Source organism: Marinococcus halotolerans DSM 16375 (genome assembly GCF_000420725.1).
Taxonomy (GTDB): Bacteria; Bacillota; Bacilli; order Bacillales; family Marinococcaceae; genus Marinococcus; species Marinococcus halotolerans.
Window position 1 is genome coordinate 17949 of record NZ_ATVM01000005.1, and the last position, 16968, is coordinate 34916.

A 16968-nucleotide genomic window follows, 5' to 3' on the forward strand; every position below is an offset into this window, starting at 1 on the left:
GATAATGGGAAAGAAGGAGTAACAGTACTTTGAAAGGAGACAGATTTATGCAAACAGCTGAAATGCGCTGCAAACTTCCTGTCTCAGCATTAGCGGAGCGCTGCGATCCGCGCATGTTTTCCTTTCACACAACGAAAGAATTAACAGATAGAACTCAGGGAATGATTGGACAAGAGCGTGCAGTGAAAGCTATGGAGATGGGTTTGGATATTCAGGATGAAAATTATCATATGTTTTTAACCGGAGCAAGCGGGCTTGGGAAAACGACGTATGCCCGGAGAAAAGCAAAGGAAGCAGCAGAGAAAAGGCAGGTGCCGGCTGACTGGATTTATACATATTCGTTTGAAGATCCCCGGCGGCCGAGAGTGATGAGCATCCCTGCCGGAATGGCTGAGCCTTTTGCTAAAGATATTAAAGAATTGATTGAAGATCTGCAGGAAGAGATTGCTGCGACACTCCGCAGTAAGTCCTTTGAGCGGAAAAAAGTAGCTATGGCGGAAAAACACGAAAAAGTGATTAATGACCATTGGGAAAAGCTTGAAGAGGAAGCTGCAGCAAAGGGATTTGCGCTCGAAAAATCAGATGAAGATATCGTAGCGGTACCGCTTAAAGAAAACGGCGAGCCTCACAGTGACGAAAGCTATAACGAACTCTTAAAAAGCCGGCAGGATTATATTATGAAGGAGTCTCAAACGATCACAAGACAGGTGAACGACTTTTTGAGACAACAGCAGGTGGCAAAGCGTATTCTAAGGCGCCAGCTCAGGGAAGCCGACGAGCAGATGGTTCGAACATCCATCCAGGGCTTTATTTCAACTCTAAAAGATGAATATATCAACGAAGGCTTACATACATTCTTGTCTGACATGGAAAAGGACGTTATTCAGCACTGGCAGGAATTTCTGCCAGCAAAAGAAACGCAGGAAGGGAGCCCGGCCGTATCGGGCTTTTCGTTCCGCCGTTATGAAATTAATATTCTGGTAAATAACAGCGGTAATACGGGGGCGCCTGTTATTTATGAGTCGCACCCGACATATGTCAATCTGTTTGGAAAGGTCGAAATTGGCCGCAATGGAGGCTCCCCCACGGATTTTTCCCACATCAGGGGCGGTGCTCTTCACCGGGCGAACGGCGGATTTTTGATCCTTCATGCCGCAGAACTGATGTCGCATCCATTTGCATGGAAAGCATTAAAAAGAGCCATGCGGCTGGGTCATATCCGGCTTGAGAATCCTTATGAGGATTCCGACATATTTGCCAGTACTTACCTCGAGCCGGAGCCTGTGCCTTTTCAGGCGAAGGTGCTTCTTGTCGGAACGAATGCTTTATACCAGAAGCTCCAGAAGGAAGATGAAACCTTCCGTAAGCTTTTCAAAGTGAAGGTGGATTTTACTACTACAATGGAGCGGACCCAGGAGAATATATGGCAGTATGCGACTTTTCTGGCCTGTTTTTGTGATAATAAACGGCTGCGTCCTCTGACGTCGGAAGCAGTCGCGAGGCTTATTGACTACAGTACCAGAGAAGCAGGCCATCAGCGAAAGCTTTCCGTTAAATTTCACGAAGTAACATCTCTATTAATTGAAGCGGATTATTGGGCGGCCCAGGAACAATCAGCCATTATTGAACAAAATCACGTGCACGCTGCCTTAAAAGAAACAAATTACCGTTCAGCCCAGCCGGAAGCAGCCATTCATGAAGCGATTGAAGACGGAACAATCAATATCGCAACGAGCGGTGAAAAAATTGGCCAGATCAATGCGTTAGTGGTAGCCCACACAGGAGATTATTCATTTGGTTACCCGACCCGCGTCACGGCACGTACATATGCCGGGAGCGGGGGTATCGTTAATATCGACAGGGAATCCCAGCTTACCGGGGCTTTTCATACGAAGGGCCTTCATACACTGACCAGCTACCTGCAGGCGGAATTTGCAAGTGACCGGCCCCTGCCGCTTGCAGCAAGTATTACCTTTGAACAATCCTATCATTTAGTGGATGGTGACAGCGCTTCAAGCACGGAGCTTTATGCTCTCCTGTCTTCTTTGGCGGAAGTGCCGCTCCGCCAGGACATTGCCGTGACCGGGGCTGTCAATCAGTTTGGTGATGTGCAGGCAATCGGAGAAGTGAACGAAAAAATTGAAGGCTTTTATTATGTATGCAAAAAGCAGGGACTTACAAAAACTCAGGGTGTAATTATACCGACGCAGAACGCGAAACACTTAATGCTTCGTAATGAAATCAGGCGGGCAGTGGAGGCCGGTGATTTCCATATCTGGGCGGTGAACACTGTGAAGGAAGGCATGGAAATACTTATGAGTGAACATGCCGGTGAGGTAGGAGAAAATGGATTTTATGCTTCTAATACTGTTTACGGTAATGTGCAGCAGCGTTTAATGGAAATGGCAGAAAAGCATCAGGAATAAATGCAGCAGAGAGGCCTGTACAGGTCTCTCTGCTTATTTGTGTGTTCACCCGGCTGTTTGTTTAACAGAAGCTTGCAAAGTCGTTTATGATTCATGCATGCACATACATCAGATTGCATGATAAAGGGCGGATAACGCATAAAATATCAAAAAAATAAATTTTTATACTAAAAAATTGTATTTTCCGGTTGCAAATTCTTTGTGGGCTTGTTAAAGTAATGAAAGAAGTTGAATACAGTAATCATAAACAAAGGCGCTGGTCCTTTTAATTTTTTCAAAACGATGTATAAAAATAATTAATCAAGCATGAATATTCAATTATAATCTGGAGGGAAATAAGAATGGCAGACAAAAAAGTAGTTCTCGCTTATTCAGGCGGTTTAGACACATCAGTAGCAATTAAGTGGTTGAGCAGTCAAGGATACGAAGTGGTAGCAGTAGGCCTTGATGTAGGCGAAGGAAAAGATCTGGAATTTGTAAAAAATAAGGCACTGGAAGTAGGGGCGGTGCAGTCGTATACAGTAGACGCCAAGAAAGAATTTGCAGAGGATTTCGTGCTTCCGGCCCTGCAGGCACATACGCTGTACGAACAAAAATATCCGCTCGTCTCCGCATTGTCACGGCCGCTGATTTCAAAGAAACTTGTGGAAATCGCAGAGCAGACAAATGCTGATGCCGTAGCGCATGGCTGTACTGGTAAAGGAAACGACCAGGTAAGATTTGAAGTCAGCATTCAGGCTCTTAATCCTGATCTTGAAGTACTCGCACCTGTCCGGGAGTGGGGATGGTCAAGAGATGAAGAAATCGCCTATGCAAAAGAAAATGACGTTCCTGTTCCGGTAAATCTCGATAATCCATATTCTGTCGACCAAAATCTCTGGGGCAGAAGCAACGAGTGCGGCGTTCTTGAAGACCCATGGGCTACACCGCCGGAAGGCGCGTATGATTTGACGAATCCGCTCGAAAAAACACCAGACGAGGCAGATATCGTCGAAATTGAATTCAAGCAGGGCAAGCCGGTGTCACTTAACGGCCAGGCCTATGAACTGCAGGATTTGATTTTGGAATTAAACGACGTAGCCGGTAAGCACGGCGTGGGCAGAATTGATCACGTGGAAAACAGAATGGTTGGAATTAAATCAAGAGAAATTTATGAATGTCCGGCAGCTATGACGCTGATTCAGGCGCATAAAGAGCTTGAAGACCTGACACTTTCCAAAGAAGTAGCGCACTTTAAACCGGTTATTGAGAAAAAATTGAGTGAAGTGATTTATGAAGGACTGTGGTTCTCCCAGGTACGGCCGGCACTCGAAGCGTTTTTGAAAGAAACGCAGACTAACGTGACGGGTATTGTACGGGTGAAATTATTTAAAGGCCATGCTATCATTGAAGGAAGAAAATCAGACTACTCCTTGTACAATGAAAATCTGGCTACCTACTCGACCCACGACGAATTTGATCATAATGCAGCTGTCGGATTTATTCAGCTGTGGGGTCTACCGACCAAAGTACAAAGTGCAGTTAACAAGAAAGGTGTTAATGTATGACCAAACTGTGGGGCGGGCGCTTTACAAAACAAGCGGAAGAATGGGTGGATGCCTTCGGGGCATCCATTCCTTTTGACCAAAAACTGGTGGAAGAAGACATCCAGGGAAGTATTGCGCACGTACATATGCTGAAAAATCAAGAAATTATTACGGAAGGAGAAGCTTCCGAAATTCACCGGGGCCTGGAAGCAGTGCTTGCCAAAGCAAAAAACGGAGAATTGGAGTATTCGGTTCAAAATGAAGATATTCATTTAAATATCGAGAAGTTTTTAATTGATGAAATCGGTCCCATAGGGGGTAAACTCCACACAGGTCGGAGCCGGAACGACCAGGTGGCTACAGATGTTCATCTGTATGTGCGAAATCACACACACACCGTTATGAATTCTATCCGGGCCCTGCAGCAGGCACTGCTTCTTCAGGCAGAAGAGCACGTGGAGACCATTATTCCCGGCTACACTCATTTGCAGCGGGCGCAGCCAATCTCCTTTGGCCATCACATGATGGCTTATTTCTGGATGCTTGAACGGGACTACGGACGCTTTGAGGACAGCTTAAAACGCACGAATATTTCTCCTCTCGGGGCAGGGGCCCTCGCTGGAACAACGTTTCCTATCGACCGCCGGCAGACGGCAGAAGAGCTCGGCTTTGACGATATTTACCAAAACAGCCTGGACGCAGTAAGCGACAGAGATTTTGCCCTGGAATTTATGAGCGCGGCCTCAACGGTCATGATGCATTTATCGAGACTGGCCGAAGAAATGATTTTCTGGTCAAGCCAGGAATTCCAGTTTATTGAGCTTGATGATTCCTTTGCGACAGGAAGCAGCATTATGCCACAGAAGAAAAACCCGGATATGGCAGAGCTTATTCGTGGGAAAACTGGAAGAGTGTACGGCAACCTGATGGGACTGTATACGCTTTTGAAGGGACTTCCGCTTGCGTATAATAAAGATATGCAGGAGGATAAGGAAGGGTTGTTTGATACTGTGCGGACGCTCGAAGGGTCGCTGGATATTTTTGCGGGAATGGTGGAAACGATGGAAGTCCGTACAGAGAAGATGGCGGAAACGACCAGCAAAGACTTTTCCAACGCGACAGAACTGGCGGATTATCTTGCCGTTAAAGGAGTGCCGTTCCGGGAAGCCCATGAGATTGTCGGCAAATTGGTGCTGGACTGCATTCAAAACAACAAGTATCTTGTAGACCTTTCCATGCAGGAATTTAAAGAAGCAAATGAAGCATTTGAAGAAGATATTTATGAAGTCTTAAAGCCTGAAACTGTCGTCAGCCGCAGAAATAGTGAAGGCGGCACCGGCTTTGAACAGGTGCGTGCTGCAATCGCACAGGGAAAAAAGGTAATAAACCAAACGTAATAAGCATTGCTTCTGCCTCGTCCGGGGGTAACCCTCCGGCCGGGGCTTTTTTGATGCAAAAGAGGCTGTCGACTGGATAAACAATAGAAGCCCCGCATCCTTAAGGATACGGGGGACTTTGCCGGTTCTTATTTACGTACGATTAAGACATCACATTTTGCGTGGCGGGCAATGGCTTCAGAAACGCTGCCGATAAAAACACGCTCAACAGCATTCAGGCCGGTAGCGCCAGTGATAATTAAATCCGCTTCATAGTTTTTGGCCAGCTCACGCGGAATCTTTGTTTTTGGAGAACCGAACTCCAACGAGGAGACGACGTCTGGAACCCCTGCATTTTTTGCTTCTGCGGTGTAGTTCTCGAGCAGTTCGTTGCCATATTCTTCTGCTCGTGCAATAATAGTACGGTCATACCGTTCCATGGTGGCGAATGTTCTTGTATCAATAACATGAGAGATGATTAGTTTTGCCTGCTGCTCCTGTGCGATCTCAACAGATTTTTTGAACGCTGTTCTGGATTCGTCTGAGCCGTCGACGGCAACAATAATAACTCCGTATCTACTCAATGCCATCCTCCCCTTTTGTCGTAGGATTTCTCTTTCCTATAGATAATTTTCCCTATTTTTTTAATTTAAAACGATGGAGTGTAGGTAAAAGGATGTGCCGGAGAAACAAGTAGAAAATGTTCAAATAATTTTCACTATTATATGACTAATGGATGATATAAAGGCGGGTGAATAACGATGAGGCATGCGTTAATTACTGCAGGCACGAAAGGCCTCGGCCGAAAAGTTTCTGAAGCTTTAAAAGAAAAAGGATATACACTGACCATTACTTACCGGAAAAAAGACGAAGCCTACTATAGAATGAAAGAGCAGTGGGAAGAAGATAGCAGCCGTATTCAGTTTGTGCAGGGGGATATGGTGTCAAAGCAGGATGTCGAGCGGATGGTGGAAGAAGCTTATAAAGCTTTTGGCCGTCTGGATATTGTCGTGAATAATGCCGGCCCCTACATATTTGAGAAAAAACAGCTGGCAGATTACTCTGATGAAGAATGGCACCGGATGATCGACGGCAATTTAAGCGCGGCCTTCCACTTGGCACGAAAGGCAATACCAATTATGCGCCGGCAGCAGTTCGGCCGTTTCGTCACATATGGTTTCCAAAATGCCCCGACAGCACCGGGATGGCTTTATCGTTCAGCTTACGCTGCAGCGAAAAGCGGCCTGGTCTCGCTGACAAAATCAATATCGATTGAAGAAGCGGCTCATGGCATTACCGCAAATATGGTATGCCCGGGCGTAGTGACCGGGGATTTTAAGGAAGCGGATATTCATGAAGGCAGAGAAGTAACCGATCACTCCATCCCTGTAGGAAGACCGGCAACAGGCGGCGATATTGCGAGAACTATTTTGTTTTTAACAGATGACGATGCAGACATGATTACAGGTTCTGTGATCGAAGTGACCGGCGGTGTAGATGTGCTGCATAAACACAGATAAATTGGAAGGCAGTTTAAGTTAAGTCTGTAAAAGGTATAGTTCTATCGGAAACAGTTTTTGATTGCGGAGGAGGATATACATGAAAGTATCTTATCATGGTCACTCAGTAGTAAAGATTGAAACGAACGGTAAAACGATTTTGATTGATCCATTTATTACAGACAACCCGTTAACTGATTTAAACGCGGAGGAAGTAAAGGCGGATGCCATTCTGCTGACTCACGGTCACTTTGATCACGTTGGCGACACTGTGGATATTGCTAAACGCAACAATGCGCTTGTCGTGGCACCGTTTGAGCTGGCTCAGTATCTTGGCTGGCAGGGTGTAGAAACGCATCCGATGCATATCGGTGGCGGCTATACGTTTGATTTCGGTCACGTGCAGCTGACACAGGCATTTCACGGTTCCGGCTATTTCCTTGAAGAAGAACAAAAGATTATTTACACTGGTATGCCAAGCGGCATCATTTTTGAAGCAGAAGGCAAAAAAGTGTATCATATGGGAGATACCGGCTTGTTCTCAGATATCAAGCTTATCGCTGAAAGAAACAAGATTGATCTTTTATTCGTGCCGATCGGTGATAACTTCACGATGGGGCCAAAGGATGCCAAAACGGCAGCGGAATGGGTGAACGCGGATTATACAGTTCCAATCCATTACAACACTATGCCGCCTATCAAGCAGGACCCGCAGCAGTTTGTGGACTCGCTTTCACCGCTCAAAGGAAAAGCGTTGGAAGCAGGCGGATCCATCGAACTGTAACACTTTAATAAACCGCTCAGTCATTAAAACAGACTGAGCGGTTTTTTTTAATGTAATTGCCGGCAGGCAGTTGAAGGGAGGGTTTTTGAACCGTATAATGTAATAGTACAGATAATATAACAGAAGTAATACAGTTAGAAATTTACGCAGACAGAACGTCCCGGTAAAGGCTTAAATAAAAAGGAAGGTACTGTGCCTATGGCGACCAAACATGAACAAATATTAAACTACATACTGGCCCTGGATGTAGGGGAGAAAATCTCGGTCCGTGGAATTGCGAAGAACTTAGAGGTAAGTGAAGGTACAGCGTACCGGGCGATCAAGGAAGCGGAGAATCAGGGAATTGTCAGTACGATCGAGCGAGTCGGCACGATACGTATCGAAAAAAAGCAAAAAGAAAATTTCGAGCGCTTAACGTATGCTGAAGTAGTCAATATTATCGACGGTCAGGTGCTCGGAGGAAGAAACGGCCTGCACAAAACTCTGAACCGTTTCGTTATCGGGGCTATGAAGCTCGAAGCGATGATGCGCTATGTGGAGCCCGGGAACCTCCTTATTGTCGGCAACCGCTATCAGGTGCATAAGCTTGCACTTGAAGCCGGAGCAGCTGTTTTAATTACTGGTGGATTTGACACGAACGAACATGTCATTTCTTTGGCAGATGAACTGGGGCTCCCGGTAATTACAACAACGTACGACACGTTCACGGTAGCCACCATGATCAACCGGGCAATCTATGACCAGCTGATTAAAAAGGAAATTGTAGTAGTAGACGATATTTTAATTCCACTTCAGGACACCTATTTTATGACAGTGGATAACACTGTGGAAAAATGGCATGAAATGAACCAGAAAACCGGCCACAGCAGATATCCCGTAATCAGCGAAGACATGAAAATCCAGGGGATGGTGGCAGCGAAGGACGTGCTGGGGGCTTCTGTGCAGACCCCTATCGAAAAAGTGATGACGAAGTCTCCGATTACGGTAAGTGAACGAACGTCTGTAGCTTCGGTAGCCCATACGATGGTGTGGGAAGGAATCGAACTGCTCCCGGTAATGGACGATGCGAAAAAACTGCTTGGAGTCATCAGCCGGCAGGACGTATTAAAAGCGCTGCAGATGGTGCAGCGTCAGCCTCACGTCGGAGAAACCATTGAAGATACGGTAACAAGCCGTTTCCGGGAGGCTTCCCCTGACTCAGGATTTATGTTTGAGTGCGACATTACGCCGCAGATGACTAATGAACTTGGGACAGTGGCGAATGGGGTTATCATGTCTCTAGTTACAGAAACCGGCCGGCGTCTGCTGAGAGAATATAAAAAGGGTGACATGGTTGTAGAAAACGTAACACTTTATTTTATCCGTCCGGTACAAATTGAAAGTAAAATTGATTTGAGCGGAAAAATCCTTGAAGTAGGAAGAAAACACGGAAAAGTGGATGTGGAACTGTACTATGAAGGCGCAATCGTCGGTAAGGCGATGATGATGGTACAGCTGCTCGACCGCTGATCAATGGAGGAGTGATAATGCAGATGTTTCAGGCAATCATACAAACAATAGAACAATACAGTAAAATCATGATTTACCGGCACGAACGCCCGGACCCGGACGCTCTCGGTTCGCAGGCGGGACTTGCGGCATGGATTAGAAAACAGTTTCCGGACAAACAGGTATGCACTATGGGTGAAAATGAACCTTCTCTTTCGTTTCTGGCGACCGTGGATGAACAGCCGTTTGAAGTAGACGCCGAAACACTGGTCATTGTGTGCGATACTGCCAATATGGCAAGAATTGACGGCGAGGGATGGGATCAGGGAGCGGCAATTATCAAAATTGACCATCACCCGAACGAAGATCCATACGGCGAGCCGATGTGGGTGGACACGAAAAAAAGCTCTACCTGTGAAATGATTACCGAGCTGGTGCTGTATGCCCAGCAGTCTTACGGCTGGACGATCCCCAATGAAACCGCCCGCCTCTGCTACGCCGGCCTTATCGGAGACACTGGACGTTTCCAGTTCAGTAACACAACGCCGAATACGATGCGTATGGCAGCTGAACTGCTTGCATTTGATTTTGATCCGGGAGCAATTTACGCCGAAATGTATAAAAACCCTGAGAGTCTGGTGCGTCTGCGCGGGGAAGTGCTTCAAGGCTTTACGCTGAGTGGAGACGGAGCAGCCTACATGTACTTAACCAGGGAGCTGCTTGATAAATACAATGTAACCATTAATGAATCTTCAGCGGTAATTAATTCGTTTGCTGATACAGAAGGAGTCATTGCGTGGGTGTTTTTTGTGGAAGAAGAGCAGGGGTCATATCGTGTCCGCTTTCGTTCACGAGGGCCGGTGATCAATCAGCTGGCTGTTAAATACCGCGGAGGCGGACATACAATGGCTGCAGGAGCAAAAGCAGAGAACAGGAAGGAAACGAAAGATATTATACAGGAGCTTGAGACTATCTGCCGAAATTGGAAGCAGCGGTAAAGAGCATTCATAACAGAGCAGGCTGAAGGGAGGGGGAGCGCATGTCACTGCACACATACTCGGAATACAGTATTTTGCAAAGCACGATCCGGCTCGAGAATCTTGTCCGCAAAGCAAAAGAATACAACTGGCCGGCAGCTGCGATTACTGACCGGGACACGATGCACGGGGCAGTAGCTTTTTACCGTCTCTGCCGGCAATATCAGGTGAAAGGCCTCCCGGGGATTGAACTGTGGGTTCAGGGAGATACTAAAGAGGACGAAGAATTTCCAGTGGTTGCGCTTCCGCAGAACAACCAGGGGTACGGCCAGCTGATGCGGTGGGCCGGGGACAAACAACAGGACAAAAAGGTAACGTGGGAACAACTGGCAGACGCTGCCGGTTGTCTTTTTATCCTCCCGCTTGAAAACAGTGAACCCGGCACCCTTAAGCACCGCAAAGACGCATTATATGCGTTTTTTGAAAAATGGAGCGGACGGTTCGGGGCTGATGTCCTCTGGCTTGAAGCGCCCAGGGCTGGAGAAGAAATAGAATGGAGAGGTGCTGCAGAGCGATTCGGACTCCCGATGGCAGCGTCCCCATTAATCAATATGCAGGCAGCTGAAGAAGAGCGGGCCTATAAGCTGCTGCATGCAGTAAAGAAAGGCAGCGTCTGGAAAGATACCGTGATAGAACAAAGGCCTTTCTCGCTCGAAATGTGGCAGCAGGCAGCATCTGACATGTATGAAGCGGAGCATATCAATAATTGGAGACGGGCAGCTGATAAATGCCACGTAGATATTTCATTAGAAGAAACGCATCTGCCTGTCTTTCCAGCTCCGCGTGAACAGTCTGCCGGCCTGCATTTAAAAAAGCTTGCGGAAAAAGGAATGCAAAAGCGTTATAACGCTGTTTCAGAACAGATGAGAGAGCGGTTGAAGCATGAGCTGAACGTTATTATCGATGCCGGCTTCGCTGATTATTTTTTAATTGTGCAGGATTTTGTAGCGTTTGCTAAAAAGCAGGGAATGTATGTAGGGCCGGGGAGAGGATCGGCAGCAGGGTCGCTTGTCTCCTACCTTATCGGCATTACGGATGTGGATCCCCTGCAGTACGATCTTCTTTTTGAGCGTTTTTTAAATCCCGAACGTGCGGCGCTTCCGGACATAGATATTGATTTTCCGGATCACCGGCGGGAAGAGGTGCTTCATTACTTACGGAATAAATACGGGGACAAGCATGTGGCCCAGATTGTTACATTCAATACGTTCGGGGCGCGGGCGGCGATAAGGGACGCGGGGAGGGTGCTTGAAATTCCACAGGGACTCATTAATCGGACGGCTGGTATGTTTTCAGGGGCCGATTCCATCGCCGGGAAAACTGCCGGCGACAAACAGCTGCAGCAGTGGCAGCAAAAGGAGCCGAAAGTTGACTCCCTTCTCCGGGCCGCTTCCTTTCTGGAAGGCTTGCCGCGCCAGACGTCTATTCACGCCGCCGGTATCGTGTTAAGCAGCGAGCGGCTCGACTCCTACACTCCCTTAATGGAGAGAAACGGCTCGCTTTTATTAACGCAGTACCCGATGGAGGACCTTGAAGCTCTCGGACTTGTGAAAATTGACCTGCTGGGTCTCCGGAATTTAACGCTTCTTGAATATATGACCGAGGCGGTCCAAAAAGTAGAGAAGAATTTTCAGTTAAGGCGCATTCCCATGGATGATGAAAAAACGTACAAGCTGCTGAGTGAGGGCAAAACCAACGGGATATTTCAGCTTGAATCAGCAGGAATGAAATCTGCCCTGCAGCAGATCCGGCCCGACCGTTTTGAAGATATTGCCGCGGTGAGCGCTCTTTACCGTCCGGGACCGATGGCTCAAATTCCGTTGTATGCAGAGCGGAAGCACGGAATAAAGGAAATGCCTGCCCTCCCTGAGTATATTGAAGATATTGCAGGGTCTACCTATGGCATTATCGTATACCAGGAGCAGATTATGCAGATTGCAGTGAAAGCGGCAGGATATTCGATGGGAGAAGCAGATTCCTTCCGGAGGGCTATCAGCAAAAAAGACGCTGGTGAAATGAAAAAAGAAGAAAAAAGGTTTCTGGAAAAGGCCGCAGCTTCAGGCGTGTCGAAAACGGAAGCAGAAACAATATTCAGCTGGATTGAGCAGTTTGCCAACTATGGCTTTAATAAAAGCCACGCAGTAGCCTACAGCGTTATTTCCTATCAGCTGGCTTATATTAAAGCCCACTATCCGGCCGTGTTTTTCTCCTCTTTAATGACAAGTCATGTGCGAAGTGAAGAAAAATTTCTGGAATATCAGCGGGAAGCAAAGGAACTTGGTATTAGACTGCTTCCCCCTTCAATAAATCAAAGTGGATACGGCTTTCGCATCGAGGAAGGAAATCTGCGTTTTGGCTTGAATATCATTAAACAGGCAGGCAAAAATAATATCCAGATGATTTTAAAAGAAAGAAAAAACGGAGGACGATTTGAATACTGGCTTGATTTTCTTCACCGCGTAGATACAAAAGCTATTGGCCGTCAGGGGTTTGTATACCTTATTCAGGCTGGGGTGTTTGATGAATTTGGTGTTGAGCGTTCGACGCTGCTCGCTTCGCTTGATCGTTCGCTGCGGATGATCGAGGAAATAAAGGAGTTTCAGGAATTTGGTACTGAACTGGCGAGGATGCGCTGGATTGAGGCTGAGCCTCTTACCCGTGAAGAAAAGCTTGAGATGGAAAAAGAAGCCTCCGGATATTACTTGAGCGGCCACCCGCTGGATGCATACAATGAACTTTTTGCTGCTTTCCGTTTATGGGACCTGGGGCGTTCTCTTCCGGCGGATAATCAGCTGCGCTGGGCCGGCGGGTTCGTGAGGACGGTGAAAACTGTGCGCACAAAAAATGGCCAGTCCATGTGCTTTCTAACGATAGATGATGGCTCCGGGGAGCTTGAAGTGGTCGTATTTCCGAACGTCTACCGGAACGTCAAATCACTGCTTACAGAAAAATCAATTCTTCTGATCCAGGGGCGAACCGATAAACAGGCCCGCGGCAGCAAAATGATTGCAGAAGCCTGTCTCTCTCTGCAGGAGCTTGAAAAGCAGTCAGAGCATACGCTGTTTGTTAAACTGCCGGAAAAAGGCGCAGAACAGGCGCTGAGCCGGATTAAACAGATACTGCGGGAGTCGCCCGGCGCTGTGCCTGTCATCGTCTATGACGAGCAGCACAAGCGCACGATGCAGCTCGGAAACAGCTTAAAAACAAACGCCGGGGATGCATGTATACGCGAACTTGAAAAGATCGTTTCAAAAGAATCCATTATTTTAAAATCAAATAAAGATGCCGCTGACTGATTATTCTGTTATAATAGGTAACGTTTATAATTAAAATGAATGAAATACTTGATGTGCTTCTAAAAGCACAGGGTTATAATTAAAATATAAAAAATGCTGAAGGAGAGTGGCACTATGCCGACAACCCGCGAAGAAGCGCTACATATTCATAAACAGAATCAGGGAAAACTGGAGACGGTCTCGAAAGTACCGGTGAGAAATGGAAGAGATTTAAGTCTAGCATATTCTCCAGGTGTAGCCGAGCCGTGTAAAGAAATTTTTGATGATAAACAAAAGGTATTTGAGTATACAATGAAGGGGAACATGGTAGCAGTCGTATCCGATGGCTCTGCTGTGCTTGGACTCGGTAATATCGGGCCGGAGGCGTCCCTTCCCGTTATGGAAGGAAAAGCGGTTCTCTTTAAATCATTCGCGGGTGTAGACGCTTTTCCTATCTGCCTCGAAACAAATGACGTGGATAAAATCGTCGAAACGGTAAAGCTGATGCAGCCGACGTTTGGAGGAGTAAACCTTGAAGATATTGCTGCTCCTAACTGCTTTGTCATTGAAGAACGGCTGAAAAAAGAAACGAATATTCCTGTTTTTCATGACGATCAGCACGGAACAGCAATTGTTACCGTAGCCGGATTAATCAACGCCCTGAAGCTCAATAAAAAGCATATGTCTGAAATCCGTGTAGTTATTAACGGGGCAGGTTCAGCCGGGATTGCTATTATTAAGCTTCTGCGCCGCTTTGGAGTGAAGGATGTGATTTTATGCGACTCCAAGGGAGCCATTTACGAAGGACGTCCGGAGGGCATGAATGACATGAAAGCGGAAGTCGCGAAAGTAACGAACAATGAAAATGTTTCCGGCGGGTTAAAAGAAGTTGTCCAGAATACGGACGTGTTTATTGGCGTTTCCGTGGCGGGAGTATTATCGAAGGAAATGGTAGAGTCCATGAATGATGACCCTATTATCTTTGCAATGGCCAATCCGGACCCTGAAATTACTCCGGACGATGCCAAGGAAGCCGGGGCGAAGGTAATTGGTACGGGCCGCTCCGACTTTCCAAACCAGGTAAATAACGTGCTCGCGTTCCCGGGTATTTTCCGGGGGGCCCTCGATGTAAACGCCACTCACATTAACGAGGACATGAAAAAGGCAGCTGTATATGCTATTGCTGAGCTGATCACAGAAGATGAGCTGAATGAAGATTATGTTATTCCAAATCCGTTTGATCCAAGAGTGGCCCCGGAAGTCGCTGCAGCAGTGGCGAAAACAGCGATGGAAACAGGCGTGGCGCGAAAAAATGCCGATCCGGAAAAAATCAAAGAAAAAACAAGAGCTCTTTCTGACATCGAAGAATAGTAAAGACCTACATTTCTAACCATTGAAGATGTCTGGCTTTTCCTATATATTAGAGCTTGTATGTGATAAACTATGTGGGAGACTAATAGCAGGAGCGATCGCTGACAAAACGGTCGCTCCTGATGTACGTCTGCAAATAAAACAACAGCGCTGCGTTATGTACACCCGCTGAACGGTGAATTACATTCCGGGACGCTGCAGTCTGCTTGCGTTTATTATTTGCGGAGCAGCCAAGCATTAAATATGAAGAAGGTGTCTTTATGATGATCAAAGATTTATTCAGCAAAAGGCGAAAATATGCTTCAATGCCGGCTGAGCGGGAACAGCCGAAAACAATGAATGAAGGCGTTATGACAAAGTGTCCTAAATGTAAAACAATTGTGTATACAAAAGAATTAATGAAACATGCCAATGTCTGTATGCACTGTGGTCATCATATGCCGATGACTCCTTCCGAACGGATCGATTTAATCCTCGATACGGATTCTTTCCGTGAGTTAAACCCTCATATGGTTTCGGCAGACCCCCTGGAATTTCCGGAATACAAAGAAAAGCTTGAAAAGGACCAGAAAAAGACTGGTCACAAGGAAGCTGTCGTCACAGGTGAAGGGACAATTGGTGGGACCCCGGTGGTTCTCGGTGTCATGGATCCGGCGTTTAGGATGGGAAGTATGGGATCGGTGGTCGGAGAAAAAATCACCCGTGCAATCGAACGGGCACTTGATCTCCATGCACCCTTCATTCTGTTTTCTGCTTCGGGCGGAGCCCGGATGCAGGAAGGGATCCTCAGCCTCATGCAAATGGCCAAAACGAGTGCAGCACTGAAAAAAATGGATGAAGCAGGGCTTTTATTCGTATCAGTAATGACCCATCCTACCACCGGAGGCGTTTCTGCAAGCTTTGCCTCTCTTGGGGATTACAATTTTGCCGAACCGGAAGCGTTGATCGGCTTTGCCGGAAGAAGAATAATCGAACAGACGATACGCCAGGAGCTTCCCGAAGACTTTCAGACAGCGGAATTCTTGCTTAAACACGGTCAGCTCGACAAGGTACTGCATAGGCAGGACATGAAAAATGTTTTGTCCGCGATCGTGCAGATGCATACGTGAAGGGAGTAAGTGACAATGGAAAATCATCTTCCTTTTGAAAAACCAATCATGGAGCTCCGGAATAAAATCGATGAATTAAAAAGCTTCACAGATGAGAAGGACATTGATTTAAGCGGAGAAATAGAAAAACTGGAACAACGGCTGGAGCAGCTCGAAGCAGAAGTATATAACAATTTAAAGCCGTGGCAGCGTGTGCAGATTGCAAGACACCCGGAGCGTCCCACCACGCTGGATTATATCGACAGTCTGTTTGAACAGTTCATCGAGCTGCACGGTGACCGGCTGTTTGGCGATGACGAAGCGATTGTCGGAGGGATTGCCTTTTTTGAGGGAAGTCCGGTAACTGTTATCGGACACCAACGCGGCCGGGATACAAAAGAAAATGTGCGCCGGAATTTCGGAATGCCGCATCCGGAAGGGTACCGCAAGGCGCTTCGTCTTATGAAGCAGGCGGAAAAGTTCAACCGGCCGGTCATCTGCTTCGTTGATACGAAGGGAGCTTATCCCGGAAAAGCAGCGGAAGAGCGGGGCCAGAGTGAAGCGATCGCCCGTAACCTGATGGAAATGGCCGGACTGAAAGTGCCGGTAATTAGTGTTGTTATTGGAGAAGGCGGCAGCGGAGGCGGCCTTGCACTTGGGGTAGCGAATCATGTACATATGTTCGAAAATTCATGGTATTCAACGATTTCGCCGGAAGGAGCCTCCTCTATTCTCTGGAAGGATGCTTCGTATGCACGGGAGGCTGCCGAAGCTATGCGTATCACGGCTGGAGATCTGAAGGAATTCGGAGTAATCGATGAAATTGTGAAGGAACCCCGGGGAGGGGCGCACCATGATCCGAAGGAACAGATGGCTATTCTGCGAAAAACGCTTCAGCAGTCTTTGAAGGATCTGCTTGTATTAACGCCGAATGAATTAATAGAATCAAGGTATGAAAAATTCAAGCAGATGGGTACGTTTGAAGAAAGTGATTTTTAGGAAAGCGCCGGGTGGCGCTTTTTTTATGAAATTGAACAGGGCCCTGCTGTTCAGCTGAGATTAAAGAAGACGTGCTGGGAGCTGTCACAGAGGCCCCTT

Annotated in this window: 12 protein-coding genes; 11 read left to right on the forward strand and 1 reads right to left on the reverse strand. The window is 47.0% G+C overall.

Features of this window, described 5'->3' with window-relative positions; translation table 11 throughout:
- Positions 1 to 47: 47 nt before the first annotated feature.
- The 3 genes from G548_RS0105185 (at position 48) to argH (ending at position 5349) form a co-directional block, all read left to right on the forward strand.
- Complete coding sequence (locus G548_RS0105185; protein WP_022793088.1) at positions 48 to 2426, forward strand: Lon protease family protein; 2379 nt, start codon at positions 48 to 50, stop codon at positions 2424 to 2426.
- A 341-nt stretch (positions 2427 to 2767) separates the two neighbouring features.
- A complete protein-coding gene (locus G548_RS0105190) occupies positions 2768 to 3973 on the forward strand; it encodes an argininosuccinate synthase (protein ID WP_022793089.1) in 1206 nt (401 codons plus the stop codon).
- On the forward strand, positions 3970 to 5349 hold the full coding sequence (gene argH, locus G548_RS0105195; protein WP_022793090.1) for an argininosuccinate lyase: 1380 nt from the start codon (positions 3970 to 3972) through the stop codon (positions 5347 to 5349). The genes G548_RS0105190 and argH overlap by 4 nt, the downstream gene beginning before the upstream one ends.
- Positions 5350 to 5477: 128 nt before the next feature.
- Here the strand turns inward: argH and G548_RS0105200 are convergent, their stop codons facing one another.
- Complete coding sequence (locus G548_RS0105200) at positions 5478 to 5918, reverse strand: universal stress protein (protein ID WP_027847224.1); 441 nt, start codon at positions 5916 to 5918, stop codon at positions 5478 to 5480.
- Positions 5919 to 6089: 171 nt separating this feature from the next.
- Between G548_RS0105200 and G548_RS0105205 the strand changes: the two genes are divergently transcribed.
- From G548_RS0105205 to G548_RS0105240, 8 genes are all read left to right on the forward strand, one after another.
- The gene (locus G548_RS0105205; protein ID WP_022793092.1) at positions 6090 to 6848 is read left to right on the forward strand and encodes an SDR family oxidoreductase; all 759 of its coding nucleotides are present in this window, start codon (positions 6090 to 6092) and stop codon (positions 6846 to 6848) included.
- 79 nt (positions 6849 to 6927) lie between these two features.
- Complete coding sequence (locus G548_RS0105210; protein WP_022793093.1) at positions 6928 to 7611, forward strand: metal-dependent hydrolase; 684 nt, start codon at positions 6928 to 6930, stop codon at positions 7609 to 7611.
- Positions 7612 to 7809: 198 nt separating this feature from the next.
- A complete protein-coding gene (locus tag G548_RS0105215; RefSeq protein WP_022793094.1) occupies positions 7810 to 9120 on the forward strand; it encodes a CBS domain-containing protein in 1311 nt (436 codons plus the stop codon).
- A 17-nt stretch (positions 9121 to 9137) separates the two neighbouring features.
- Positions 9138 to 10097: a DHH family phosphoesterase gene (locus G548_RS0105220; RefSeq protein WP_022793095.1), complete on the forward strand. Its 960-nt coding sequence runs from the start codon at positions 9138 to 9140 to the stop codon at positions 10095 to 10097.
- A gap of 41 nt (positions 10098 to 10138) precedes the next feature.
- Positions 10139 to 13432, forward strand: coding sequence for a DNA polymerase III subunit alpha (locus tag G548_RS0105225; protein ID WP_022793096.1), 3294 nt, complete (start codon positions 10139 to 10141; stop codon positions 13430 to 13432).
- A gap of 114 nt (positions 13433 to 13546) precedes the next feature.
- Positions 13547 to 14782, forward strand: coding sequence for an NADP-dependent malic enzyme (gene ystJ / locus G548_RS0105230; protein WP_022793097.1), 1236 nt, complete (start codon positions 13547 to 13549; stop codon positions 14780 to 14782).
- A gap of 263 nt (positions 14783 to 15045) precedes the next feature.
- On the forward strand, positions 15046 to 15891 hold the full coding sequence (accD, locus tag G548_RS0105235) for an acetyl-CoA carboxylase, carboxyltransferase subunit beta (RefSeq protein ID WP_027847226.1): 846 nt from the start codon (positions 15046 to 15048) through the stop codon (positions 15889 to 15891).
- Between the two features lie 15 nt (positions 15892 to 15906).
- The gene (locus G548_RS0105240; protein ID WP_022793099.1) at positions 15907 to 16869 is read left to right on the forward strand and encodes an acetyl-CoA carboxylase carboxyltransferase subunit alpha; all 963 of its coding nucleotides are present in this window, start codon (positions 15907 to 15909) and stop codon (positions 16867 to 16869) included.
- Positions 16870 to 16968 lie beyond the last annotated feature (99 nt).

What these genes read in the sequence shown, in the direction of transcription:
- ystJ (WP_022793097.1), top strand. Translation starts at nt 13,547, where the DNA reads ATGCCGACAACCCGCGAAGAAGCGCTACATATTCATAAACAGAATCAG.
- G548_RS0105185 (WP_022793088.1), top strand. Translation starts at nt 48, where the DNA reads ATGCAAACAGCTGAAATGCGCTGCAAACTTCCTGTCTCAGCATTAGCG.
- G548_RS0105240 (WP_022793099.1), top strand. Translation starts at nt 15,907, where the DNA reads ATGGAAAATCATCTTCCTTTTGAAAAACCAATCATGGAGCTCCGGAAT.
- G548_RS0105220 (WP_022793095.1), top strand. Translation starts at nt 9,138, where the DNA reads ATGCAGATGTTTCAGGCAATCATACAAACAATAGAACAATACAGTAAA.
- G548_RS0105200 (WP_027847224.1), bottom strand. Translation starts at nt 5,918, where the DNA reads ATGGCATTGAGTAGATACGGAGTTATTATTGTTGCCGTCGACGGCTCA.
- accD (WP_027847226.1), top strand. Translation starts at nt 15,046, where the DNA reads ATGATCAAAGATTTATTCAGCAAAAGGCGAAAATATGCTTCAATGCCG.
- G548_RS0105205 (WP_022793092.1), top strand. Translation starts at nt 6,090, where the DNA reads ATGAGGCATGCGTTAATTACTGCAGGCACGAAAGGCCTCGGCCGAAAA.
- G548_RS0105210 (WP_022793093.1), top strand. Translation starts at nt 6,928, where the DNA reads ATGAAAGTATCTTATCATGGTCACTCAGTAGTAAAGATTGAAACGAAC.
- G548_RS0105215 (WP_022793094.1), top strand. Translation starts at nt 7,810, where the DNA reads ATGGCGACCAAACATGAACAAATATTAAACTACATACTGGCCCTGGAT.
- G548_RS0105225 (WP_022793096.1), top strand. Translation starts at nt 10,139, where the DNA reads ATGTCACTGCACACATACTCGGAATACAGTATTTTGCAAAGCACGATC.
- G548_RS0105190 (WP_022793089.1), top strand. Translation starts at nt 2,768, where the DNA reads ATGGCAGACAAAAAAGTAGTTCTCGCTTATTCAGGCGGTTTAGACACA.
- argH (WP_022793090.1), top strand. Translation starts at nt 3,970, where the DNA reads ATGACCAAACTGTGGGGCGGGCGCTTTACAAAACAAGCGGAAGAATGG.